18 protein-coding genes and 5 pseudogenes are annotated in these 21,431 nt (G+C 68.9%); 10 read left to right on the top strand and 13 right to left on the bottom strand.

Going from position 1 to position 21,431, the window contains the following annotated elements; all coding sequences use genetic code 11:
- Positions 1–398: 398 nt before the first annotated feature.
- From AB0N81_RS41015 to AB0N81_RS41005, 3 genes and pseudogenes are all read left to right on the top strand, one after another.
- Positions 399–1,550, top strand: a complete 1,152-nt coding sequence (locus AB0N81_RS41015) for an aromatic acid exporter family protein (protein ID WP_365367868.1) — start codon at positions 399–401, stop codon at positions 1,548–1,550.
- 242 nt (positions 1,551–1,792) lie between these two features.
- Complete coding sequence (locus AB0N81_RS41010) at positions 1,793–2,386, top strand: exonuclease domain-containing protein (protein WP_365367866.1); 594 nt, start codon at positions 1,793–1,795, stop codon at positions 2,384–2,386.
- Positions 2,387–2,473: 87 nt separating this feature from the next.
- A pseudogene (locus tag AB0N81_RS41005) lies at positions 2,474–2,752 on the top strand (hypothetical protein); the annotation flags it as partial.
- Positions 2,753–3,091: 339 nt separating this feature from the next.
- On the opposite strand, the gene AB0N81_RS41000 reads toward AB0N81_RS41005, so the two are convergent.
- From AB0N81_RS41000 to AB0N81_RS40965, 8 genes are all read right to left on the bottom strand, one after another.
- Positions 3,092–3,496 carry a hypothetical protein gene (locus AB0N81_RS41000; protein ID WP_365367864.1) on the bottom strand — a complete coding sequence of 135 codons (405 nt, stop codon included), beginning with the start codon at positions 3,494–3,496 and terminating at the stop codon, positions 3,092–3,094.
- A 172-nt stretch (positions 3,497–3,668) separates the two neighbouring features.
- Positions 3,669–4,295: an isoprenylcysteine carboxylmethyltransferase family protein gene (locus AB0N81_RS40995; RefSeq protein ID WP_365367862.1), complete on the bottom strand. Its 627-nt coding sequence runs from the start codon at positions 4,293–4,295 to the stop codon at positions 3,669–3,671.
- Between the two features lie 57 nt (positions 4,296–4,352).
- Positions 4,353–5,285, bottom strand: a complete 933-nt coding sequence (locus tag AB0N81_RS40990; protein ID WP_365367860.1) for an acyl-ACP desaturase — start codon at positions 5,283–5,285, stop codon at positions 4,353–4,355.
- Between the two features lie 58 nt (positions 5,286–5,343).
- Complete coding sequence (locus tag AB0N81_RS40985; RefSeq protein WP_365367858.1) at positions 5,344–6,462, bottom strand: type III polyketide synthase; 1,119 nt, start codon at positions 6,460–6,462, stop codon at positions 5,344–5,346.
- Complete coding sequence (locus AB0N81_RS40980; protein ID WP_365367856.1) at positions 6,462–8,588, bottom strand: MMPL family transporter; 2,127 nt, start codon at positions 8,586–8,588, stop codon at positions 6,462–6,464. The genes AB0N81_RS40985 and AB0N81_RS40980 overlap by 1 nt, the downstream gene beginning before the upstream one ends.
- A gap of 80 nt (positions 8,589–8,668) precedes the next feature.
- Positions 8,669–9,892, bottom strand: a complete 1,224-nt coding sequence (locus AB0N81_RS40975; RefSeq protein ID WP_365367854.1) for a beta-ketoacyl-[acyl-carrier-protein] synthase family protein — start codon at positions 9,890–9,892, stop codon at positions 8,669–8,671.
- Positions 9,882–10,151, bottom strand: a complete 270-nt coding sequence (locus AB0N81_RS40970; RefSeq protein WP_365367852.1) for an acyl carrier protein — start codon at positions 10,149–10,151, stop codon at positions 9,882–9,884. Before AB0N81_RS40970 ends, AB0N81_RS40975 begins: the two co-directional genes overlap by 11 nt.
- Positions 10,148–10,624, bottom strand: coding sequence for an acyl-ACP desaturase (locus tag AB0N81_RS40965; protein ID WP_365367850.1), 477 nt, complete (start codon positions 10,622–10,624; stop codon positions 10,148–10,150). The genes AB0N81_RS40970 and AB0N81_RS40965 overlap by 4 nt, the downstream gene beginning before the upstream one ends.
- Before the next feature lie 451 nt (positions 10,625–11,075).
- On the opposite strand from AB0N81_RS40965, the pseudogene AB0N81_RS40960 reads away from it, so the two are divergent.
- Positions 11,076–11,883, top strand: a pseudogene (locus tag AB0N81_RS40960) (helix-turn-helix domain-containing protein); the annotation flags it as partial.
- Positions 11,884–12,456: 573 nt separating this feature from the next.
- Here the strand turns inward: AB0N81_RS40960 and AB0N81_RS40955 are convergent.
- Complete coding sequence (locus tag AB0N81_RS40955) at positions 12,457–13,401, bottom strand: alpha/beta hydrolase (RefSeq protein WP_365367848.1); 945 nt, start codon at positions 13,399–13,401, stop codon at positions 12,457–12,459.
- Positions 13,402–13,490: 89 nt separating this feature from the next.
- Between AB0N81_RS40955 and AB0N81_RS40950 the strand changes: the two genes are divergently transcribed.
- Positions 13,491–14,084 carry a TetR/AcrR family transcriptional regulator gene (locus AB0N81_RS40950; RefSeq protein ID WP_365367846.1) on the top strand — a complete coding sequence of 198 codons (594 nt, stop codon included), beginning with the start codon at positions 13,491–13,493 and terminating at the stop codon, positions 14,082–14,084.
- Between the two features lie 278 nt (positions 14,085–14,362).
- Here AB0N81_RS40950 and AB0N81_RS40945 read toward each other — a convergent pair whose 3' ends face one another.
- From AB0N81_RS40945 to AB0N81_RS40935, 3 genes and pseudogenes are all read right to left on the bottom strand, one after another.
- Positions 14,363–14,578 carry a DUF6243 family protein gene (locus tag AB0N81_RS40945; RefSeq protein WP_365367844.1) on the bottom strand — a complete coding sequence of 72 codons (216 nt, stop codon included), beginning with the start codon at positions 14,576–14,578 and terminating at the stop codon, positions 14,363–14,365.
- A 381-nt stretch (positions 14,579–14,959) separates the two neighbouring features.
- A pseudogene (locus tag AB0N81_RS40940) lies at positions 14,960–15,241 on the bottom strand (MMPL family transporter); the annotation flags it as partial.
- 209 nt (positions 15,242–15,450) lie between these two features.
- Positions 15,451–15,966, bottom strand: a complete 516-nt coding sequence (locus AB0N81_RS40935) for a hypothetical protein (RefSeq protein ID WP_365367842.1) — start codon at positions 15,964–15,966, stop codon at positions 15,451–15,453.
- A gap of 782 nt (positions 15,967–16,748) precedes the next feature.
- Between AB0N81_RS40935 and AB0N81_RS40930 the strand changes: the two genes are divergently transcribed.
- Positions 16,749–17,783, top strand: a complete 1,035-nt coding sequence (locus tag AB0N81_RS40930; RefSeq protein WP_365367840.1) for a YncE family protein — start codon at positions 16,749–16,751, stop codon at positions 17,781–17,783.
- 534 nt (positions 17,784–18,317) lie between these two features.
- Positions 18,318–18,941 carry an RNA 2',3'-cyclic phosphodiesterase gene (gene thpR, locus AB0N81_RS40925; protein ID WP_365367838.1) on the top strand — a complete coding sequence of 208 codons (624 nt, stop codon included), beginning with the start codon at positions 18,318–18,320 and terminating at the stop codon, positions 18,939–18,941.
- A gap of 90 nt (positions 18,942–19,031) precedes the next feature.
- Here thpR and AB0N81_RS40920 read toward each other — a convergent pair.
- Positions 19,032–19,193: pseudogene (locus AB0N81_RS40920) on the bottom strand (pirin family protein); the annotation flags it as partial.
- A 393-nt stretch (positions 19,194–19,586) separates the two neighbouring features.
- On the opposite strand from AB0N81_RS40920, the gene AB0N81_RS40915 reads away from it, so the two are divergent.
- From AB0N81_RS40915 to AB0N81_RS40905, 3 genes and pseudogenes are all read left to right on the top strand, one after another.
- Complete coding sequence (locus tag AB0N81_RS40915; protein WP_365367836.1) at positions 19,587–20,519, top strand: hypothetical protein; 933 nt, start codon at positions 19,587–19,589, stop codon at positions 20,517–20,519.
- A 69-nt stretch (positions 20,520–20,588) separates the two neighbouring features.
- Positions 20,589–20,993 (top strand): hypothetical protein, encoded by a 405-nt coding sequence (locus AB0N81_RS40910; protein WP_365367834.1) that lies wholly within the window; start codon positions 20,589–20,591, stop codon positions 20,991–20,993.
- A pseudogene (locus tag AB0N81_RS40905) lies at positions 20,960–21,133 on the top strand (ISKra4 family transposase); the annotation flags it as partial. The gene AB0N81_RS40910 and the pseudogene AB0N81_RS40905, both read left to right, overlap by 34 nt.
- Positions 21,134–21,431 lie beyond the last annotated feature (298 nt).

The raw sequence follows: 21,431 nt of genomic DNA, 5'->3' as shown, positions 1-21,431 counted from the left end.
CCCTGCCGCTCAGCTACGGTCCCGACCCCCCCCGCCAAAAGCCACAACACAAACACGGCCCCGCACCAACCCCTGGGGGGCGGCCGCCCCCGGCCCGCCACCGCTCTCTCGTGTGTAGCCCCTGTCCCTCATACCGACCGAGCGGCGAAGCGCTCCCTCGAGGGCAACCCGGCGGCACCGCCACGAGGAGCTTGGCACCGGGCAGTTCGTCGTCACCCGACACGAAGGCGTGGTCATGCACTTACTCATGACACGCATACGGAAGGTATATGGATACATCTTATAGATCTCCGCATTTGACATTGTTGCCTAATCCCGGGCTACTCCGAGGTCGACAGTGCGGAACGTGCGGAACGCAGAAGGGCAGCACAGAAGTGATCGGGCGTCTGGAGAACGGCGTGGCATGGCTGAAGCGGGCGTACAGCGCGCCGGGCCATGAACGCCACAAGGCTTTGCTGGTGGGCAAGAGCTCGCTGGGGGCGACACTGGCCTGGTGGATCTCCCACGATCTGCTGAACGCCACATCCCCGGCGTTCGCACCGTTCTCCGCCGTCCTGATCATGAACGTCACGATCTACAAATCCGTGTGGCAGGCCCTTCGCTACGCGGCTGCGGTCTCCGTCGGCGTGGCCGTCCAGGCAGCGATCGGCTTCCTCGCGGGCCCCGACCTTTTCGCCTTCGTCCTGGTCGCGGTCATCGCCCTGTGCATCGGGCAGTGGCCGGCACTGGGGGAACAGCGCTCCCAGGTGGCCACCGCCGCCTTCTTCGCGTTCTCCACCTACGCCTCAGCCACCACGACCGGCGACAAAGCCACCCAGCTCGGCCAGATCGTCCTCCTCGTCCTGATCGGGTGTTCCATCGGCCTGGGCGTGAACCTGTGCATCGCGCCCCCACTGCGCTACCGAAGCGCCGAGTACGGGCTGCACTCCCTGGCGAGCGCGGTCGAATCCTTGCTGGACGACATGGCCGACGGCCTGTGCACCGGTGACGTGGATGCCCAACGCGCCGAACAGTGGCGGATGACCGCACAGAGCGCGCAGCGTGCCGTCGGCCAGGCCCGAGCCGGATTGAGCACGGCGGAGAACAGCCTGCCCTTCAACCCTCGGCGCCTGCTGCCGTCCCACCGCAGCTATCTCACGTTCGGCCGCTACCGCCAGACCGTCAACGCCCTGGAACGCGCGGTGTACCAGCTGGGCTCGCTCACTCGAAGCCTGGGCCAGTGGCGCGAGACGGAGAACACCTACACCTACGGGCCCGCCCTGACGGCGTACGCCGACTTCGCCGCCAGCCTGCGTGACATCGCGCACGTCCTCGCTGAACTCGACAGCGACACCCTCGGTGAGCAAGTCCGTCAGATGCGCCAACTGGCCAGCACGTCACAGGAAGCACTGCAGAAGGTCCTCGACGCGGCACAGGACAACGAACTGCCACTGGCAGACGCCTCACGACCTTACGGAGTCCTGGTAGTGGAGGCCACGCGCTTGATGGAGGAGTTCCAGAACACCTGCGACGTCCTCAAAGACACCGCCGATTCCGAAGAACAGTTGTAAGCATCTACTGAGGTTGGGTCGCGTTGTCGTCGGGTGAGGGTGGTGACGGTTCACGGATCCCTGCGCTACCTGCGATTTCGTGCGGTTCGAGCTGACGACGGATTCGATCGGGCCGCTCCGTTCGGAGCGGTCCTGGCATCCTTCTCCGTACATGCCAACGCCCTCTGCACGTACCGTTAACAGCTGCCGGACATCTCGCGCTCCGGCGTGCTGTCCGGGGTCGCGACGGGCAGGGTGTCAGGGTGTCTACCTTCGTTGTCTTCGACCTTGAATTCACCTCGTGGCCCCGTGCGCTGGAACAGGACTGGTCAGCGCCCGGCCAGCTGCGCGAGATCGTACAGATCGGCGCGTTGCGCCTGCGTGACGACTGCACCGTCATCGAAGAGTACGAGGCTCTCGTGCGCCCCACGGTCAACACCGAGCTGTCGTCGTACTTCACCGAGCTCACCGGCATCAGCCAACAGGCCGTCGACCACGGCGGGCTCCCAGCCGCGGAGGCCCTGGGGAACTTCCTGGGATTCTGCCGGGACCAGACCGTCCTGTCCTACGGCAACGACATGGTGGTGCTCGGCGAGAACGTCGGCTGGGCGCGCGCCCGCGGCGAACAGCTCAAGCACAGCTTCCTCGACGCAGCCTTCGTCAACATCCGCCCCTGGTTGAACACCATGGCACCGGCCACGGCGCAGGCGAACGTCGGCCGCCTGTGGCACGTACTGGGACTGCCCAAGCCCGTTGCCGGACAGGAACACTCAGCGCTGTTCGACTGCTACTCCTTCGCGGCCGCCCTCGGCCATCTGCGCGACAACGGCGCCGAGCTGCCCGAGGGCTGCTGGTAGCCCGCCTCCCCACCCACACCCGGCCCCTCGGGGTGCAGCATTGCCCCGGGCCGGGAACTAGGCAGGAAGCGAACGAGGGGCCAGACCGACGGCAACAAGGTCCGCACCAAGACTGACAGCGTCGCGGGAATGAAGACCACCTACACCTACGACGGCGCCGGACGTTTCTCCTACGCAGCGGAGAGCAAGGGCGCCACGCTCAACTCGCCCTGCCAGTACGGCTCCACCGACCAGAACACTCTCAACTCCATGCCCCGGGACGGGAAGACGTACTTCTACCTCACCGACGCGCTCGGCTCCGTCATCGCGGTCGCGGACGAGTCCAGCACCAAGGTCAACACCTACAGGTACAGCCCCCGAGGTGTGATGTATCAGAGGCGGCGTCAGTTTCGATGACGACGGCGCGATCCACCCCCATGCTGCAGAAATAGCGGCTCCGGGCGGCGGGTCCGACCTTCCCGTCTGAGGTCAAGTAGCGTTTCTCGTTGCAGTGGTCGCCCTGGGAGTTATCTTCCTCTGCGCAGGTAGGCGCGGAAGCGTAGGAGCTGTAGGCCTTGTCAGCGGCGACCTGGTAGGGCCTCCGGCCCGACCGCCGCTGTAAGCGAAGGCGGCGAAGACACCGATCTGGCAGTTCTCGGTGCGGCTGGCGGTGCCGGAATATGGGCGGGCACTGGGCCCCGCGCGGGCTCAGGGGCGGCTCCGTACTCAGTACTTCGTCAACCGTCCCGGCCGCTCGAAATAGAAGCCCCTGGGCCCCTGCCGTTCACCACTCTTCCCAGGTGGTGGAGCCGCCGCGACACCCTCGACAAGCGCGCTGCCGTCAAGGACGCGCTTGCCGTCGAACCGGTGGCCGGTGAAGCCGAACACATGGGTTCCCCGGCCCAGCCGCAGCAGCCCCAAGGTGACGTGCGTCGCCGAGAGGGGCACGCCGTCGGACACCAGCGGGATGGACAGGAAGAGGTTCTTCTTCTCGCGCGCCGCGGGGCCGGTCCACAGCGCGACGGTCACCCGAGGCTCGTCCAGGTCCGGGATGCACCCGCGCACGTAGTACGGCTTGGCGACCGGGGTGGTGGTGTAGTGCCACAGCGCATCCGCGACGGCGCACTGCATGGTCGACCTCCACGTTCCGTCTTCTTCCGCCCGAAGGATGGTCATCTCCCTGAAACCCGTGCCCCGACCCGTGCCCCGACTCGTGCCCCGAGTCGTGCCCCGTCCGTTCGGCCTGCGCGCGGCGCCGACCGCATCCCGCAGGTCCACGCCCCGGTACCTCGCCGATCGAGGCTCACGACGATGTGCGGGTAGGTGACGCGCAGCGCGAACAGCAGGAGCCCGTCGACGAGATCGGCGAACAGCTCCACGAACTGCCCCGCGCCGCAGGCCCCACCGCCGGCCCCACCGCAGGCCACAGCACCGCGTTCTCCGTGCGGACGCGGACAACGAGCCAAGGCGTGTTGGCGACGGTGAAGAGCATGGCAGTAATCCATGCGGTGTGGACGAGGGGCAGGGCGATGCCTTCGAACAGGACGATGAGGTAGTTGGGGTGCCGCATCCAACGGTAGGGCCCGGTGGTGACCAGCGGTAGCCCGGGCACGACGATGACGCGGGTGTTCCATCGGGGGCCGAGCGCCCTCATGCACCAGGCGCGGCCTGCCTGCACGAGGATGAGGACGGCCAGCGCCGACCAACCGATCAAAGGGACGAAGGCGTGTCCGGTGAGGGCGACCTCTGCGACGGTCCCAACGAGCAGGCAGACATGAAGGGCGACTATGACGGGGTAGTGGCGTTGCCCGTACTCGACGCCGCCACGGTCGATGGCCCATCGCGCGTTGCGACGGGCGGTTGTCAGTTCGACCAGGCGCACGACGGCCACCGCGGTCACGAGAACGAACAGACTTACGGGGATCGTCATCCAGCCAAGAGACATGTCGGATCGTCCTTCTCACTCCCGGACGGCGGAATCTTCGTCTTAAACGGTCGCGAGTCGGTTGAGGCGTTCGGCCAGGACGCGGTATCTGCCGGCACGGTCCGCTGATTCCTCCATGTGCGCGGCGATCTCCTCCTGGGCGTGCTGTCCGACCGGTGTGAGTCCGGTGGTGTCGAGGGCGCCGAGCATGCGGACGAAAGGAAGGGCGATGTCCTTGTAGTAGGTCTCCGGTGAGAGGATGCCCGACCTGGCCAGGGAGCTGATCAGCCGGCCGAAGCCGGGTGCGGCGTGGCCGGGGGGACGGAATGTCTTTAGGACTTTGGCCACAGCCTGAAGCGTTCGGTCGGGGTGCATCCGCATACACGCCTGGAGGGTGGTCCGGTAGAAGAGCATGTGCCGGTTCTCGTCGTGGGCGATGCGCTGCATCAGAGCCCCGCACACCGGTTCGTCGCACAGTCGGCGAATTCCCTGGTAGCTGACGCGGGTGCCGAGTTCCTGGATGGTGACGTAGACCAGAGAGGCGATGAGGTCGCCGCGGTAGTCGATCTCGTAGCCGTGCTGCACATGTGCGGCGCGGGCGTCCTCCAGAAGCACCGGATCGGCACTGCGGGTGACCACGAGGTAGTCACGGATGGCGGTGCCGTGCCTGGCCTCCTCCATGGTCCATCGATTGACCCAGACACCCCAGGGGCCGTCGAGCGACAGCATTTCCCCGATCACCCGGTGGTAACTGGGCAGGTTTTCTTCGGTGAGCAGACTGTAGAGGAGGCCGTCCCGAGCGGCCGCCTTCAGTGTCTGCTGGGAGGGGTCCCATGGCTCCCCTTCGAGGAGACCGTCGTAGTCACGGCCCTGGCTCCACGGGACGTACTGGTGCGGGTACCAGTCGACGGTAGTCCGGAAGTGCGTGTCGAGAGCGTCGGCGACCACCGGCTCGAGGTCGATCAAGATGCGTACGTCTGCGGGGATGGCGGGCACGGTCCGTGACACCTTTCTGGTCATGCGGTCGGCAGGTTTCGGTGGCGGCGGGCGGCCCCTACCAGCGGAGGAGGATCAGTTCGATGGCGAACCCCGGCCCCATGGCGGCGACCAGGCCGGGTGTGTTCGCGGGGGGCGGTGTTTCCATGGCCGCGTGCAGGATGTCCAGTACGGAGACCGATGAGAGGTTGCCCCGCTCGGCCACGGAGCGCCGGGTGAGCTCCAGTGCGCCGGGCTGCACGCCCAGGGCCTGCTGTACTGCGGTGAAGACCTTCGGTCCGCCACCGTGGATGATCCAGCTCGCGATCTGGTGCGGCGCCAGTGCGTGCCGCGAGAGGAGCCCTTGGACGGCCGTGGGCAAGTGCTTCTGCGTGAGCGTCGGAACCTCGGGCGACAGTAGGATCCGGAAGCCGTGGGAGCCGATGTCCCAGCCAAGTACGTCCTCAGTGCCGGGGACCAGCAGGCTGTGAGTGTCCACCAGCTCAGGGCCGGCGGGGCAGCCGTCCCGCTGGGCTCCGACGGCCACGACGGCGGCCGCGCCGTCCCCGAAGAGGCTGCCGGCGACGATGTTCGCCACGGAGCCGTCCTTGAGCTGGTGCACCAGTGTGCACAGTTCCACGGCGAGCAGGACGGCAACTTGGTCGGGGTGGGCCAGCAGGTAGTCATGGAGCCGGGCCAGACCTGCGGCGCCTCCGGCGCAGCCGCTGCCGAACAGCGGGATACGTTTGACGTCCGGCCGTAGCCCGACCCGGTGGGCGAGCCGAGCCTCCAGCGACGGCACGGCCAGCCCGGTGACGGTGGTGCTGATCACCGCGTCGACCTCCTCCGGCTGGATGCCCGCGGTGCGCAGCGCGCCGGTCAGCGCCCGTTCCCCCAGGTCCATGGCGGTGTCGAGCCAGACGCGGTTCTGCTCGGTGAAGTCCTCCAGGCGGGCGAGCTCGACGAGCTTCTCCAACGGCAGGGACAGCGAACGGGTCTCCACACCCGAGTTGGCGTGGATCTTACGGAGGACCAGAGCGCCCATCTCGGACTCCAGCAGCGTCGTGCGGGCCAGGGCGGCCAGGATCTCTTCCTGCCGGTACTGATACGGCGGGAAGGCCGTCTGGATCGCCGCCACCTGTGGGCCGGCGGCCCCTGACTGCCGGGTGTCGTCATGCGTCGCCTTACGCATCGGCATCAGCTTCCGCCTTTCTTCACAGGTGTAGTGATCAACAACGGAGACCTGATGCGGGCCGGAGCCCACCAGTTCACCGGACCAAGGGCGGCCATGACGGCGGGCACCAGAACTCCCCGCACCAGGACGGCGTCCACGAGCGCGCCGAGTGCGACGCCGACGCCGATGAACTTGAGCAGGGCGACGTGGGAGGTGGCCATGGCCGCGGTCGAAATCGCCACGGCTGCCGCAGCGGACGTCATCAGTCGACCGGTGCGGGCGACGCCCTCGATGATCGAGGTGCGGTTGTCTCCGCAGCGGTTGTCTCCGCATCGGTCGTACTCCTCCCGGATACGGCCGAGCAGGAAGACCTCGTAGTCCACCGACAGGGCGAGCGCGATGAACAGGACGAACAGCAGGGTCGAGGCGTCCAGCGTTCCCGTCGCCGTGAAGTGGCCGAGTACTGCGCTGCCGTGGCCGTCCTGGAAGAGAACGACGAGCGCGCCGAGGCTCGCCCCAAGGCTGGCGGCGGCCACGATCAAAGCTTTCAGGGGGGCGACCACGGCACGGGTGAAGGCGCCGAGGAGAGCCAGGAGCCCCACAGCCAGCAGAAACAGGCACCACGGGAGGGCGGCGAGGACGGCGCCCTCCGTGTCGACGACCTCCGCGGCTCGCCCGCCCACCGCCACGCTTCCCGGGGCGGGGGTCTGGCGTACCTCGCGCACCGCGATGTGAGCCTCCGGCGTGCCGGGGGCGGCGGACGTGGCCGCCAGCAGCACGACGGCCTCACCGGACGGAGCCGCACGCATCACGCGGACACCAGTGATTCCCTGGACGCGTGCGAGTCGGTCGCCGTAAGCCGGTGCACCGTCCGTCGCCCGCGGTCCGGTGACGACCACGGTGAGGAGCCGCTCCGGTGGCGCGGTGAACTCGGCGCGTACACGCTCGGCCGCGGCGGCAGCCGGAGCCGACGAAGGCAGCGTGCGTTCGTCCACAACGCCCAGCTGTGTGCGGGTGAAGGGCAGGGCCAGCAGGGCCAGCAGCAGCACCGCCAGGCCGCCCGCCAGGAGGGGCCGTGCGGTGACCGTGGACGCCGTGCGATGCCAGAAACGACTTACGTCCCCGGTATGGGCACGCCGCCACCGCGCCAGCGGGTCCCACGTCTGGGCCCGGGGGCCGAGCAGCCGCAGACAGGCGGGCAACACGGTCAGGGCGACCAACGCCGCCAGCACGGTGACGGTCATGCCCGCCAGGGACAGTGCGCGCAGCATCGGCACCGGCACCAACAAGGCGCTGGCGAGGCATACGGTGACGGCGGCGGCGGAGAATGCCACCGAACGGCCGCTGGAGCGGCGGGCGGCCGCCAGCGCCGTGTGAAGGTCCGCGCCCCGCGCGGTCTCCTCCCTTACGCGGGCCATCAGGAAGAGGCTGTAGTCGACGGCCAGGCCGAAACCGATCGCCGATGCGGCGTTCACCGCGACCCGGGAAACGTCGGTCACCTGCGCCAGCAGGCCCAGAACCGGGATGGTGCAGCCGATGGCCAGCGCTGCCACGATCACGGGCAGCAGCGCGGACACCACGGACCCGTAGGCGAAGACCAGGACGATGAAGAGTACCGGCGCGGCCAGCAGTTCGGCCCGGATCAGATCGCGCGCGATGGTTTCGTCGATCTCCCGGTTGGCCCACACCTCGCCGCTGGGCTCCACCCGCATCCGTGGGGCGGCCGAGCGGGCCGCCGCCACCACATCGGGCGCCATCTGTTTACGTTCCTTGTCCGTCCCCTGCAGCCGTACGGCGACCAGTTGGGTCCGTCCGTCCTTGGAGCGCAGCCATGTGTCGCCGGTGGTCTGTGCCGACCACACGGTCTTGACGTCGCGCTGCCCGGCCAGCTTCTCCATCACCGCTGTGGTGCCGTCCCGGACGCGGGTCTCGCGTTCGTCGCCGGTGCGCTGTGAAACGGCCAGGAACAGATCGGGCGAGGGTACGCCGAGCCGCTCTGCCTGCTGTCTGGCGCGCGTCGCCTCTGTGTCCAGCGCGACCGCGCCGCCCGTGCTCAGCGCCGGGAAGACGACCGGGGCCAGCGCTCCCGCGCACACCGCGGCCAGCAGGGCACTCACCACCACCCGCCAGGCCCGGCGCCGCATGCGCATCCATCCGTATGCCTCCGCCTCGCATCCGACCCGGACGTTTCGTCTGGCTCCCCCGGCTCCCCTGGCTCCCCCGGCTCCCACTAGGAAGCCGTGAACAGCAGAACGGCGTTCTGGCCGCCGAAGCCGAAGGAGCAACTGATCCCCGCGTCGCCGCGCGTGGGGCGGGGACGTCCGGCGACGATGTCCAGCTTGCGGTCCCCGTCGTGGCCATCGAAGTTCGCCACCGGCGGGACGGCCGCATGGCGCAGCGCGAGAACCGTGTACGCCGCCTGGATAGCCCCGGCCGCCCCCAGCGCGTGCCCGATCACGCCCTTGGACGCGGTGACCGGCGGCCCATCGTCACCGAAGACGCGGACGAGGGCTCGTGCCTCGGCCGCGTCGTTCAGCGGGGTGGAGGTACCGTGCGCGTTGATGTGGCCGACGTTCCCCGGCCCGCACCCGGCGTCCGCGAGAGCGGTGTGGATGGCGCGGACCGCGCCATCGCCCTGCGGGTGCGGGGCGATGGGATGGTGCGCGTCGGCGCCGGCACCATAGCCCCGCAGCAGCGCCAGGACGGGGGCCCGTCGGGCCCGAGCCGCGCGGGCGCGTTCGAGGACGAGGATGCCGGCACCCTCGCCCAGGACGAAGCCGTCACGTTGCGCGTCGAACGGCCTGCTGGCCAGGTCCGGTTCAGCTCTGCGCCGGGACAGCGCCCGCATCCGCGTGAAGCACGTGGCCGTCATGCGCGAGCGAGCCGACTCGCTCCCGCCCGCCAGCACGATGTCACAGGTACCCGACCGCAGCAGGTCCCGGGCCACTCCGATCGCGGTGGCGCCCGACGCGCAGGCGCTGGCGGTGGTGAAGTTGGGGCCGCGCACGCCCAGGTCGATGGCGACCTCGCCCGCGGCCATGCTCGGAACGCTGCGCGGCAGCGCGAGGGGCGAGACCCGCCCCGGCCGCCCGGCGCCGAGGTGACCGAACTCAGTGACGTACGCACTCAAACTGTTCGATCCCACGCCCAGCACGACACCGACCCGCTCCGCTTCCCAGGTACGACGATCGAGGCCCGCGTCCGCGACGGCCCGCCGGGCGGCGACGAGGGCGAACTGGATGAAGCGGTCCACGCGCCGCGCCGACGCCCGGCCGAGCTCCGTCTCGGCGTCGAAGTCCGTCACCCGGCAGGAGAAGTCGACCGGTAGCCCCGCCAGGTCGGGATCCGTCGCGGCCAGCGAGCGCCCCCGGCACAAAGCCGCCCAGTTCGCCTCCACCGTATGCCCGGCCGGAGTCACAAGGCCCAGTCCGGTGACCGCGATCTCAGCGCGCATGCTCGAACGCCCGCGCCGCCTCGCCCAGGGTCGAAGACGGGCGCAGGTCCAGGGCGTTCTCGGGCAGAACGAGCCCGTACTCCTCCTCCGCCGCCACCACCAACTCCATCAGCGACAGCGAGTCCAGGCCGAGGCTCTCAAACGTCGTCCTGCCGGAAAACTCACCGGCATCCGCCTTTACATTGAGGTGGCCGGTCAGCAGGGCCACCAACTCCTCGGGAAGGGCCGACTCCGTCGCGTCTTCCGCCGCCTGCCTCATGCCTGGATCTCCTGTTTCCTCGCTGCGAGAGGCCCTGCGGCGCTGCCCGCGTTCATTCGTCTGAGGCCACGCGCGCGGGGAGCTTGCGTCTCAAGCCACTCCACGTGCTGACCGAGTCGGTCCTGCGCCTGTCGCCCGGCCGCACCCAATCCGGTCGTCGACATCACGCCAAGCTCCCAGGCACCATCCCGCCCGAAGCGGGTCGCGATCTCGAAGTGGTGACCAGGCGGGTTGTCCTCGGTGAGGAGATTGATGATCAACGCGTTCTGCACGGGTTGCGACGGCGTCGACTGCGCCGATTCCTGGGACAAAGTCTTGAGCGACCCGTCGAAGTCCGGCGCCGAGCCCCACGGCACGAACTGGTGTGGCAGCCAGTCACGCGCAGCCGCGAGATGCCACTCCGGGAGCAGCCGTTCGGCCGACGGCTCCGGCTCCGGCTCCGGCAGCACGACTTCCGCCAGTTCGCCGACCACGCCCTCACCTCCCCCTGCCCGTCACCTGTTTATCTGTGGGTCACCGTGTAAACACCAAAAGGGGGGCATAGGGGACGGTTTGTCACTCGTTGGTGTCTATGAGAAGCCGTCGCCTTTCCGGTCTTGAGGGGTGTGCGTCGGACGGGAGTTCCGATTGTGTGGTCGTGAAGCACTTGGTGCATTCGAACAGGGCCTCCTGAACAGCTCGTTCGTGTCGAATCGCCGAACAGCAGGAGGCCCTGATACAGGAGGCTTCCGGGTTCGGCGGCGGCAAGCTGGTCAACGGGCGCAAGCGGCGCGTCGTGGTCGACACGTCGGCCTGCTGCGCGCATGGGTTCGAGTTGCGGGGTTGTCCGGACGTCGTCGAGGAGCAGCATCGTCCGCTTGCGTTCTGCGTTGGTCCAGCAGTCGGCTCAGATGCTTGCCGGCATCCACCGGATCGGGATCGGTGGTCGACGCCGGAGCCTTCACCCTGCGTGCCCCCCTGGGGTCTGGAGGGCCTTCAGGGTGCGGACACGATCATCGTGCCGGGCGTCACCGATCTCGCTGCCCCACTCCCTCCCGCCGTGCACGACGCGCCGCGGTCGGCCGCTGCCGACGGCACCCGGATCGCCTCCATCTGCGTGGACACCTTCCCCGGCACCTTCCCCCCTGGCGGACACCGGGCTCCTCGACGGACTGCGCGCCACGACCCACTGGCGCGCGGCCGGTCTTCTGGCTGTCACCCACCCCGACATCGACGTGGACCCGGACGTCCTCCACGTCGACAACGGCCAGTTACTCACCTCGGCCGGCGCCGCGGCGGGCATGGACCTGTGTCTGCACACGATCCGTCGTGACCACGGCTCGGCCGTCGCCGCCGCCGACGCCGCCCGCCCGCAGTGATGCCTCTCGAACGGGAGGGCTGGCAGGCGCAGTTCATCGTCTGCGACCACGCACCCACACCGCAGGGCTCCGAGCTTGAGGCGCTGCTCACCTGGCTACAGGAAAACCTGGCCCGCGACCTCACCCTTGCCGACGGCGCCGAGCGGGCCGGAACCAGCACCCGAACCCTGATCCGGCGCTTCCGCAACCAGACCGGCACCACGCCGCTCCAGTGGCTCCGCCGGGCCCACATCCGCCAGGCACAGCACCTGCTGGAAACCAAGGAGCACTCCGTGGAGCGCATCGGCAGCCAGGTCGACTTCGGCTCACCCACCACCTTTCGTGACCGCTTCAAACGCACCCCCCGCGTCAGCCCGCAGACCTACCGGCGCACGCCGCCGACGACGAACTCCACCTCGCCGACCAGCTGCTCACGGGGCTCGACCTGCGCGCCACCGCCCTCACCACGAAGACCGCCTCCATCGTCCGGGACGCCGGGGCACTCAGCAGCCTCGAACCCGTACGCCTCCTGCGCACCCAGATCAGCAACACCGGACCGACAGCCGCCAACGCAGCACTGGAACTGGCTCTCTGCTTCCACCACGCCGTTCAAAACGACCACAACAAGGTCAGCGATCTCCCGGCTGCGCGACCTCACCCGCGGCGGCGACTACGCCCACTACGTCGACATCGCCCACAGACCAGGCCGCGCCATGCGGCACGGACGTCCTCTGGGCTTGTTAACCCATGCAGATAGCCACTCTGCGTAGCCATCTCATGTCGGCGGAAGTGGCGGAAGAAATCAAACGGCTGCGGGAAGACGACAGACACTCCTTGACCACCACGTCGCACAGGGCGGTGCCCGGCTCGGCTTCGGTGAGCCTCAGTGTGTGGTCCGCCGCATGGTCGACGCCCACCACTCCAGACGAGCCGCTGCCTGAGCGTGCCGAGGGTCTCGTGATGGCGAACTATCCGACACGCTCGTGATCGATGAACGCGGTCAGCACGTCCGCAGTTGCGTCGGGCTGCTCGTCGGGAATGAAGTGTCCGGCCTGTGGGATGAAGACGCCGGTCACGTTCTCTGCCCACGGGCTGATGGAGGCGGCCATGTCGGGGATCGAGCCGTGGGAGCTGGAGATTCCCAGGACCGGGACGGTCAAGTGCCCTCGTTCGAGGGCGTCTTGGTTTCTACGCGCTGATTCCGCGGCGTCGCGGTAGTAGGCGAGAGACGCTCGGAGCCCGCCCTCGGCCGCGATGGCGGCGGCGTAATGGTCGACCTCGGCCTCGTCGAACGTGGTCGGGGAAAGAGCTTTGACCTTCAAGAACCAGCCGACGTAGTCACGCTCGCGGCCGGTAAGCAGAGTCTCGGGCAGTTCGGGCACCAGGTGGAACGCGAAGTGCCAGGTCTTCCACACCCGTTCGGGGTCCATTGGGATGGAGTCCGGGAGGGTGATTCCGGGAATGCCGGCGTCGAGCAGAGCGACGCCGTGCAGGTGCTCTTCGTACTTCAGGGCCAGCGAGAAGGCGACCCAGGCCCCGATGTCGTGGGCGACAAGCCAGTACTTCGGCACACGGAGCGCGGTCAGAGCGGCCTGGACACGCGAAGCGACGGTGTGCGTGTCGTAGCCCCCTTGAGGGCGGTCGGAGTGGCCCTGCCCCGGCAGGTCGATCGCGATCACGTGGAATCGCTCGGCAAGGCCCGGCATCACCTTTCGCCAAGCCCACCAGGTCTGCGGGAATCCAGCGAGCAGGACGACGGTGGGACCGGCCGACCGGCCACCTTCCACGGCGTGCAGTCGGATTCCCTCCGCGTCGACCCAGCGGTGAGTGAAACCCGCAAGGTCGTGCAGCGGCAACTCGGGGACCGGGTTCTGGTCGCAGGAGCGGTTCGGAGCTATGGCGTCGTCGGTCATGTATGGAACCTACCGCATCTTGGACTGACTAGTTCAAGATAGGATGGGCAGGGCCGCAACTGCTGATCCGGGGACGAGGTGCATGCGTGATGGCCGGGAAGAAGCAGTTCGACGTGGGCATCGCGCTCGACGCGGCGATGGTCCAGTTCTGGCGAGCCGGATACGCCGACACATCTCTCGACGACCTCTCCAGGACGACCGGACTGAACCGCAGTTCCATCTACTCCTCGTTCGGCGACAAGGACTCGCTTTATCTTCGCTGCCTGGACCGCTATGCCGCGCGGTACGGAACCAGGTACGACCAGGCACTTTCGCGTGCCTCCGAGGAACCGCTCCAGGCAGTACGGGCGTTCTTCGAGGTCACCCTGCAGCGCATCGCCGACCCCGAGGTACCTGATGGATGCCTGGTCGCCCAGACCGCGATGGCGACACCGGTACTCAGCCCCGCCGTCGCCGCACGCGCGGTCGAAGCTCTGGGCGTTCAGCACGCGCGGCTGCGGACCGCCTTGAACGCCGCGCAGTTGACCGAGGGCGACGCCGACGACTTCGCGGTTCACCTCGCGGCGGTCAACCAGTCACTGGCCGTGATGAGCAGGACCGGGGCGAGCCAGCAGCAGCTCCGCACGATCGTCGACATCAGCATGAGCGCGCTCTCGCATGCCTTGCATGCCCGGAACCGGTGATCCTGGTCCTGAGATACGTGAGCAGTGGCGTCACCCTCACAGGCCGGGAACTCCGCGTGCTCACCACCTCTTCTGAGAGGTGGCGCCCGGGGTGGTGTGAGGTACAGGGCTGCTGAATCTGCCCGCGCCCGTGCCCGTGCCCGTGCCCCGGAGGATCGGCTGAGACGCGGGTGCTTGGCCGAGAGCTGAGCGGTGCCGGCCGGTAGGGCAGCAGGGCCCGGACCGCGCGTCGCAGTCCGGGCCCTGCCCCGTCGGTGCCGCCCTGCGGCGGCGGTGCGTCAGTTCTGTGCGGTGTCGTCGCCCGTCTGCCCCGCGCTGTCGGCCGCGCCTGCCTTCTCGCGCATCTTGCGCACCAGCTCCGCCTTCTGGTCGGCGGCAGTCTGGCGGTCGAGATTGCGGTGCGGACCGTTGTTCTGCCGTTCGGCACGGGACAGCTTCTTGCGCTGGCCGCCACCCTGGCCCACGGGGTTGTTGATGTTCTTGCTCACGGTCACGGGTTCTCCCGGTAATGATGTGAAGTGATCTACGGGTTCATCGGTGGGGGACTGGCGCGGCGACGTCGAAGGACGTCAGCGGGGGGCCATCACGCGCTCACTCGTGAATCGGCGTCTGGAAGAACATGACAAAGACGTTACCTGGTTCCGTCAGCCCCGCACACCAACCCCTTCGCCGCCTGGCGTCGGCCGGGCCTTCCGCGAGCGCCCGGGGGCAACCGTTTCCTTCCGGTCAGCTGCCGGACCATGCCCCCTCACATCACGTTTAGCCCCGCCACATGGAGGCGAGCCGACAGGGGGTCTGCATAGCCTGTTTCTGCCACACGCGTGCCACGAACACCATCGACGCACCCGGACCACAAGGACCCCGTCCAGGTGCGCTCAGACGCGCCCGGGCCACCATGCCGTGTCGCCGATGTCGCGGATCAGCGCGGGAACGAGGAGTGAGCGTACGACCAGGGTGTCGAGGAGGACGCCGAAGGCGACGATGAAGGCGATCGGGAGGAGGAACGCGAAAGGGATGACGCCCAGGGCGGCGAATGTCGCGGCCAGGACGACACCGGCCGAGGTGATGACACCGCCGGTCGTCGTCAGCCCGCGCAGGGCTCCCTCACGCGTGCCATGTCGTACGGACTCCTCGCGGACCCGCGACATCAGGAAGATGGGCCCCGGGGTCCTCGGCTCGTCGGCATCCAGGATGGCGCTCAGCGCTTGGACATCGGTGGCGTGCAGGTCCTGGCCGGCCGCGAAGGCGTGCACCACGCGATTGAGCTCGCCGTTCATGCGGCGCAACTGGACCGCGAACGACGGCAGGTCCGTCGCGGTGCCGCTCTCGTCCGTCGGGTCTTCGGTAGGTGCCACGTGATCAGCCTCTATACCCGTCGCCGAGCACCGGGTCGTGGGCCGCGGGGGCCCGGAGCGCCGGCCGCGGTCGGCGGGGAAGGGCCCGCCCACATGCTCAGTCGGTCACGACATGACCCCCCGGCGACGCCTGCGAGACCCTGCGCCGCCACGCGCGCAGCGGCCGGCAGCCGCTGACCACCCTCGCCCGGGAAGTGATCGCCACTGGGGGACTTCCCCGCGTTTGCCGGCCACCCGTCATCCGGAGCGGGACGGAACGAACGACGGGGCGGGGCCCTCGTGCCCGGCCACATCGAGCAGTGCGGTCCGGGCGGAACCGTCGCCGTGCACCAGCCGTACACCAAGGGGGCGCCCATGTGCGTCCCCGGAGAGGTCATCAGGGCCGCGGCGTCCGCGGCGTCGAGGATCTCGCGCCAGCGGGAGATCAGCCGCCGCGCGTAGACGATGTCGTCGAAGTCGCCGAAGTCGTCGGCCAAGGTGTCGGCGAGCTCCACGAATGTGCGGGTGCTCTCTTCTTCCCTGCTCATCCCCCGCCCCTCGGGCGGGGGCGGCACAGGCCCGGGGCCACGTCGGTGGGCCGGCACACGAGTCGGCCACGTCCTCAGTCGGCACACTCCCCTTGATCAATTCGGCGGAGCTTTTCCAGTGCCGATAGTTTCCCGCAGGTCGCTTCCGGGCGGGGCACGGGGTGCAGCCGGAGCTACCCCTGGGAGAGCCCCGGGGGCAGTGGGGCAGCACCGCCGCGATGCGCCCGTCCCCGAGATTCCGGCCAGCCCCGCCGGGCGCCCGGTCGCGGGCAGTAGCAGGTCACCCGCGGGGCCGCGCGCCTCGTCTGGGCCCGGTCCCGCCGATCAGCCCGCGTCGGTCGCCACCAGGCGTACGTTCCGCGGGCGTTTCCTGGCTCCGTAGAAGGGGCCAGCCACGACGTGTCCCAGGGCCGCGACGGTCTGCTCCACGGGCATGGGGCGTGCGGTGTCCTGTCCGTGGGCCCGCAGTCGCGCGGAACTGTGGACGACGAGATCACCCGCGCCGCACCACGCCGCCCGCGCCCGAGCCGCGTCGCGTGAAGTCGGCGAGGTACAGCCGCTCGTCCCTCGTCCAGGACAGAACCTGTGCACGGTCCATGTCCGTTGCTCCTCACATGAACGCGGACGGGTACGCGGGTGATGCCCCAGTCATGACCCGCGTTGCCGCACGAACCGATCGGGCCATGTGTATGACCTGCGTCACATGACATGAGGGGCAAGGTCCTCGCAGAGGCTCCTGGGGCCACAGTGTTCGGAGTCGAGGAAACGAGGTGGGGGCCGTGGTGGCACGTCGTACGGTGGTCAAGGCAGCGGGCGGTGGCGCGCTCGCAGGTGGTCTCCCGGCGTCTGCCGCGAGCGCCTCCCGGGCCGCTGCCCGGGGTGACGTGCTGCTGGTGGTGGAGAAGAGCAGCCACGCGGTCAGCTTCTACGACGTCATGTCGGGCCGACGTCTGGGGACCGTCCAACTGCCCGACTACCCCCACGAGATGGTCGTCGACTCGCGACGGCGCTTCGCCTACGTCGGGCACTACGGCGTCCGCATGGCCTCCACCGTCGGCGAGGGCGGCGCCGCCGTCTTCGTGGTCGACCTCGACGAGCGGGCCCTGTCCCGGACCATCGACATCCGCCCCTACAACCGCGTTCACGGCATGGGCATCGACAACCGGGACCGGCTGTACGCGCTCAGCGAGGAGAAGGCGGTGCTGCTCGGTTTCGACGACCCGGCCACCGACCGGGCGCCCACCAGGGCGGTGCCGACGCACGGGGTGAAGACCCATCTCTTCTCCCTCACCCGCGACGGTGAACGGGCGTATGTCACCGGCCTGTTGTCTCACACGGTGAGCCTGGTCAGGCCGTACGACGCTTCCGTACCCCCGGTCCTCGTGACACCGGGGCAACTGCCGGAGAGTAGTTGCCTGAGCACGGACGAGAAGACGCTGTTCGTCGGCGCTCGCAGAAGTCCCGCCCTGGTCGCCGTCGACGCGCGCACCATGAAGGTGAAGCGGAGCCGGAAGGTGGGCGGCGACCCGCTGCGGGTCTACACCCTCGACGAGGACCGGCTGCTCGTGACGGACATCGTCGGCAACACGCTCACGGTGTGCGCTACCGCCGACCTGCGTCCCCTGCGCACCCTGCAGCTCGACGGAATCCCGGCCGCCGTCTCGCTCCACCCCGACGAGGCGGTGGCGTACGTGTCCCTGCTCGACGGCGACCGGATCGTCGTCGTCGACCTCGATCGCCTGACCGTCACCGGCGGCTTCGACACCCGGTCGGAGCCGGACGTCTCGGTACTGCTGCCCGCCGCCCGGGCTCACTGAGGCTGTGGGCGTGTTGTCGTGAGGGGGGAGGCCGGTTGCGGCGCGGCATGCGTCGATGAGTCCGGGGCGGTACTGAATCTCGCGGAGCGTGCGGCGGAGTGACCGGATCAGACGGTCCGGGTCGCTGAACGCGGTATTGCCCGGCGCCGATCACCGGATCAGTGGCCAGTGACCAGTGACCACGGAGACGCACGCTCCTGGGCCCGCTTGGCCGGGACTTGGTGGCTCCAGCCGTGGCGCCGCAGCATCTGCGCGATGGGCGATGGGGTAATGGGTTGAACCCCTGGAACGTAGACGGCAATCCCCGCCGTCCTGCCAGGCGCGGCGCCAGCGTTGCACCCAACGCACACTCACCCGCGACTCTTTCGCCACCACCGCGTTGTCGTCACTCGCGGCGGACAACTCGGCCGTTTGCAGGTGGACCCCCTCGCGAAAGGCGCGCCCCCTGCCCAGATCTCCGCCGCGGGCACAGTCGGGCTTCGGCCGCGCGACCGCATGAGGTATCGCGCGGCCGCATGAGGTATGAAGACATGCGTGACCGAACCGCCCCAGCCCGCCACCCAGCACGCGTTCATCGCCCTCGCCCCGCCCGACCATGCGAAGAACGAGCTGGCGCGCGCCCTGAACCCGGTCTACGCCGCCTACCCCGACCTGCGCTGGAACCGCGTCGAGGACTGGCACATCACCCTGGCGTTCCTGGGCGAGCTGCCGGTGCAGGCCGTCCAGCGGCTTCGTTCACCCCTCGCCGATCTGGCGACTACCCGCCCCTCTCTCGAACTGTCGCTGCTCGGTGGCGGGCACTTCGACGAGCGAGTGCTGTGGAGCGGCATCGAGGGCGATCTCGACGGACTGCACGAGTTGACCGAAGCGGTACGGGCGCGGATCAGGGACTGCGACGTCGCCTTCGCCGAGCGTCCGCTGCGTCCCCACCTCACGCTGGCCCGCGCTCGCCGCTACGACAACGCGTCCGTAACGGCTGCGGCCGCCTGCCTCGACGGCTTCACCGGGCGCCCTTGGCAGACCGAACGCCTCCACCTGGTCGGCAGCACGGTAAGAGGCCACTCAGGCCCACGGCGCTATCAGGACATCGACGCATGGACCCTCGTCACTGGGTCAAAGGCATCCCGACCGGAAACCGCCACAGGCCGCAGTGCATGAGCACCAGGACGGTTCAGGCCCGCAATAATGCCCGCTCGCCCCCTCACGCCCTGAGCCCGCCCGGACGGTCACCCCGCGGACAGGAGGAGGTCAGCGCACCCGACCTCGCGGCTTCAGCGGCACCGTCGGCAGTTCGGGTGCGGGCAGCGGGTCCCCGTCGTAACCCTTGACGACACCGAAGCGGTCGCCGGTCGTCCAGCCCTCACGGGCCCGTTCGATGTCCTCTTGGGAGCGGCCGATGAAGTTCCACCACGTCTCACACACCTTGGACGTTTGCGCAGGTCAAACGCCCCGTTTCCTGCTAGGGGTCAGCAAGAAGGTCGGGTGTACCTCTCTTCCGGGGACGGCCCCGATGGTTTGAGCTGGGAGATCGTGGTTGTGGGTGATGGCGGCGTTGTCGGGTCTCTACCGTGTGGGTGGAGGAGGCGACGCTGATGGGGTCGTTGATCGGGGAGTTGGAGGCGCGGGAGGCGGCGGCCCGGGCACGGGTGCGGTCGCCGCAGTCCTCGACGAGTGACGGAATTGCCGCGGCCGCACCGTGCCGGGGGCCGAGCGGGGCGGGCCGCCCACCGACTAGCATCGCCGAGTTCGTGCCACCCACCGGCCCGGGCATCGCGGCACGGCGTACAGGGGAGCTGACACGGCATGAGAACGAAGAGCGCAGCGGCGTGGGCGGTAGCGGTGCTGATGCTCGGCGCAGCCGTCGGCGGCTGCGCCGAGCAATCGGACAGGGGACCGTCCGGCAGCAGCGCGAAGCACACGAAGTCCCACCGCGAACCCGAGGACAAGCCTGATTCACGAGTCGTCGAGGACGACGACGACCACACCGTCCTCGAACTGTCCGACGGCCGGCAGGTGTCCCTCCGCTTCACTCGCCGCGGCCTGGAGGCACAGCATCGCCACGCCTCTGACGACGCCTGGTCCGCCCGGAAGACGGTCTATGAGACCGGCACCAAACCGTGCCACGGCATCAGGGCAAAGGCGTACCGGGACACAGTGTGGCTCGCGGCCGGCTTCGGCGCGTACTGCAGGGACGGCGAAGAACCGCAAGAGGTGATCGCGGCCGTCGCCACCGGGGACCTCTCCTCCTGGACCACCGACCCGACCAAAAACTACCTCGTCTGGCCGAAGGCCCGCATTCGCGACGGTGGCGCCCGAGTGGACTTCGTCGATCGCAGCATGCTGCAGACCACCACGCTGACCTGGCGCAAAGGCTCCGGATTCGCCAAGGTGGCCACGGAGTACAAGCCCATCCACCCCTGGTTCGTGGGCCGGTGGCGAGCCACGGACGGCAGCCAGCAGCTGACCTTCCACCAGGTCGAGCCGGGCAGACGCGCACGCGTGGTCATCGAGTCCCGCACCGGCCCGCGATGCAAGGGCAGCGCCTTTGTCTCCGGCAGCGACCAGCACGGCCTGTCCCTGAGCAACTTCAAGCTTGATCAGGGCACCAGGACCGTCAACTGCCCGCCGGAGGAGCTCAAGTACGACTTCGACGTGAAGTCCTCGGACGGCCCGCTGCGCCTACGCACGATCGGCAACCACCCGAAGACCGTCCTTACCTATGAGCGGGCGGGCTGACGTACGACTGCGCATGAGGGGCGGCGGCGTGGTCGGGTCTCTACCGTGTAGGTGGAGGAGGCGACACTGATGGGGTCGTCGATCGGGGAGTTGGAGGCGCGGGAGGCGGCGGCCCGGGCCCGGGTGGAGGCGCTCGAAGCGGAGCTCGCCCGGCTGACGGCCCGTCCGGAGGACGAGCGGGAGGCATGGTCGCGGCTGCGGATCGCCCGGGAGACGGTGGCAGAGGTGATCATGGATCTGGGCGGGTCCGGGGCGACCACACCGGTGGCCGGCGGCGCGGAGCCGGAGAACCCGGTGCACCCTGGGGTGCGGGTGGTCGGGGCGATCACAGTGCCGCACTGGCGCCAGGGGCTGTCGGCTGCGGTGCTGCCGGATGTCTACCGGGACATCATCGAGGTCCTTACCGACGCCGCGAAGCCGATGCAGGCCAAGCAAATCGCCGTCTGGAGATCACCGGGGCAAGGTGGGGGCTGAGCGGCGCCGAGGCCGTCCTCGAACTCCGGGCGGTGAAGGACAACGGTGACCTCGACGCCTACTTCGCCTTCCATCTCGCCCGCGAGCACGAACGGCTCTATTCCACCTCTGACCAGCACGGCTACGACCTCACGGTCTGAACCGCAGGCGTCCCCCGGGGAGAGCTACACCCTTCGGCGTTCTCCGACAACGGCTTGATCCATGCGCGCGAGGACTCGTCCACCGACCGCACCCAATGGTCGGTGTGGGCGGGCCCGCTGCGGGTGCAGGCCAGCCACGCATGCGGTGGTCTCACCGCACTTCCAGCACACGCGCCGCAGTGCCAGGGCCCGTACGGGGATGGTTGTGGCGCATCCGAGTGGCGTCTCATCTGGAATTCAAGGATCGGCGCCCAACTGGCTATACACGCGGGGTATACATGCCGTGTAGTGTTCGCTG

Origin of the sequence: Streptomyces sp. NPDC093510 (assembly GCF_040683555.1) — a bacterium.
Taxonomy (GTDB): domain Bacteria; phylum Actinomycetota; class Actinomycetes; order Streptomycetales; family Streptomycetaceae; genus Streptomyces.
Note: the sequence above shows the minus strand (reverse complement) of the source record. Positions and strands in the feature narration are given on the sequence as shown.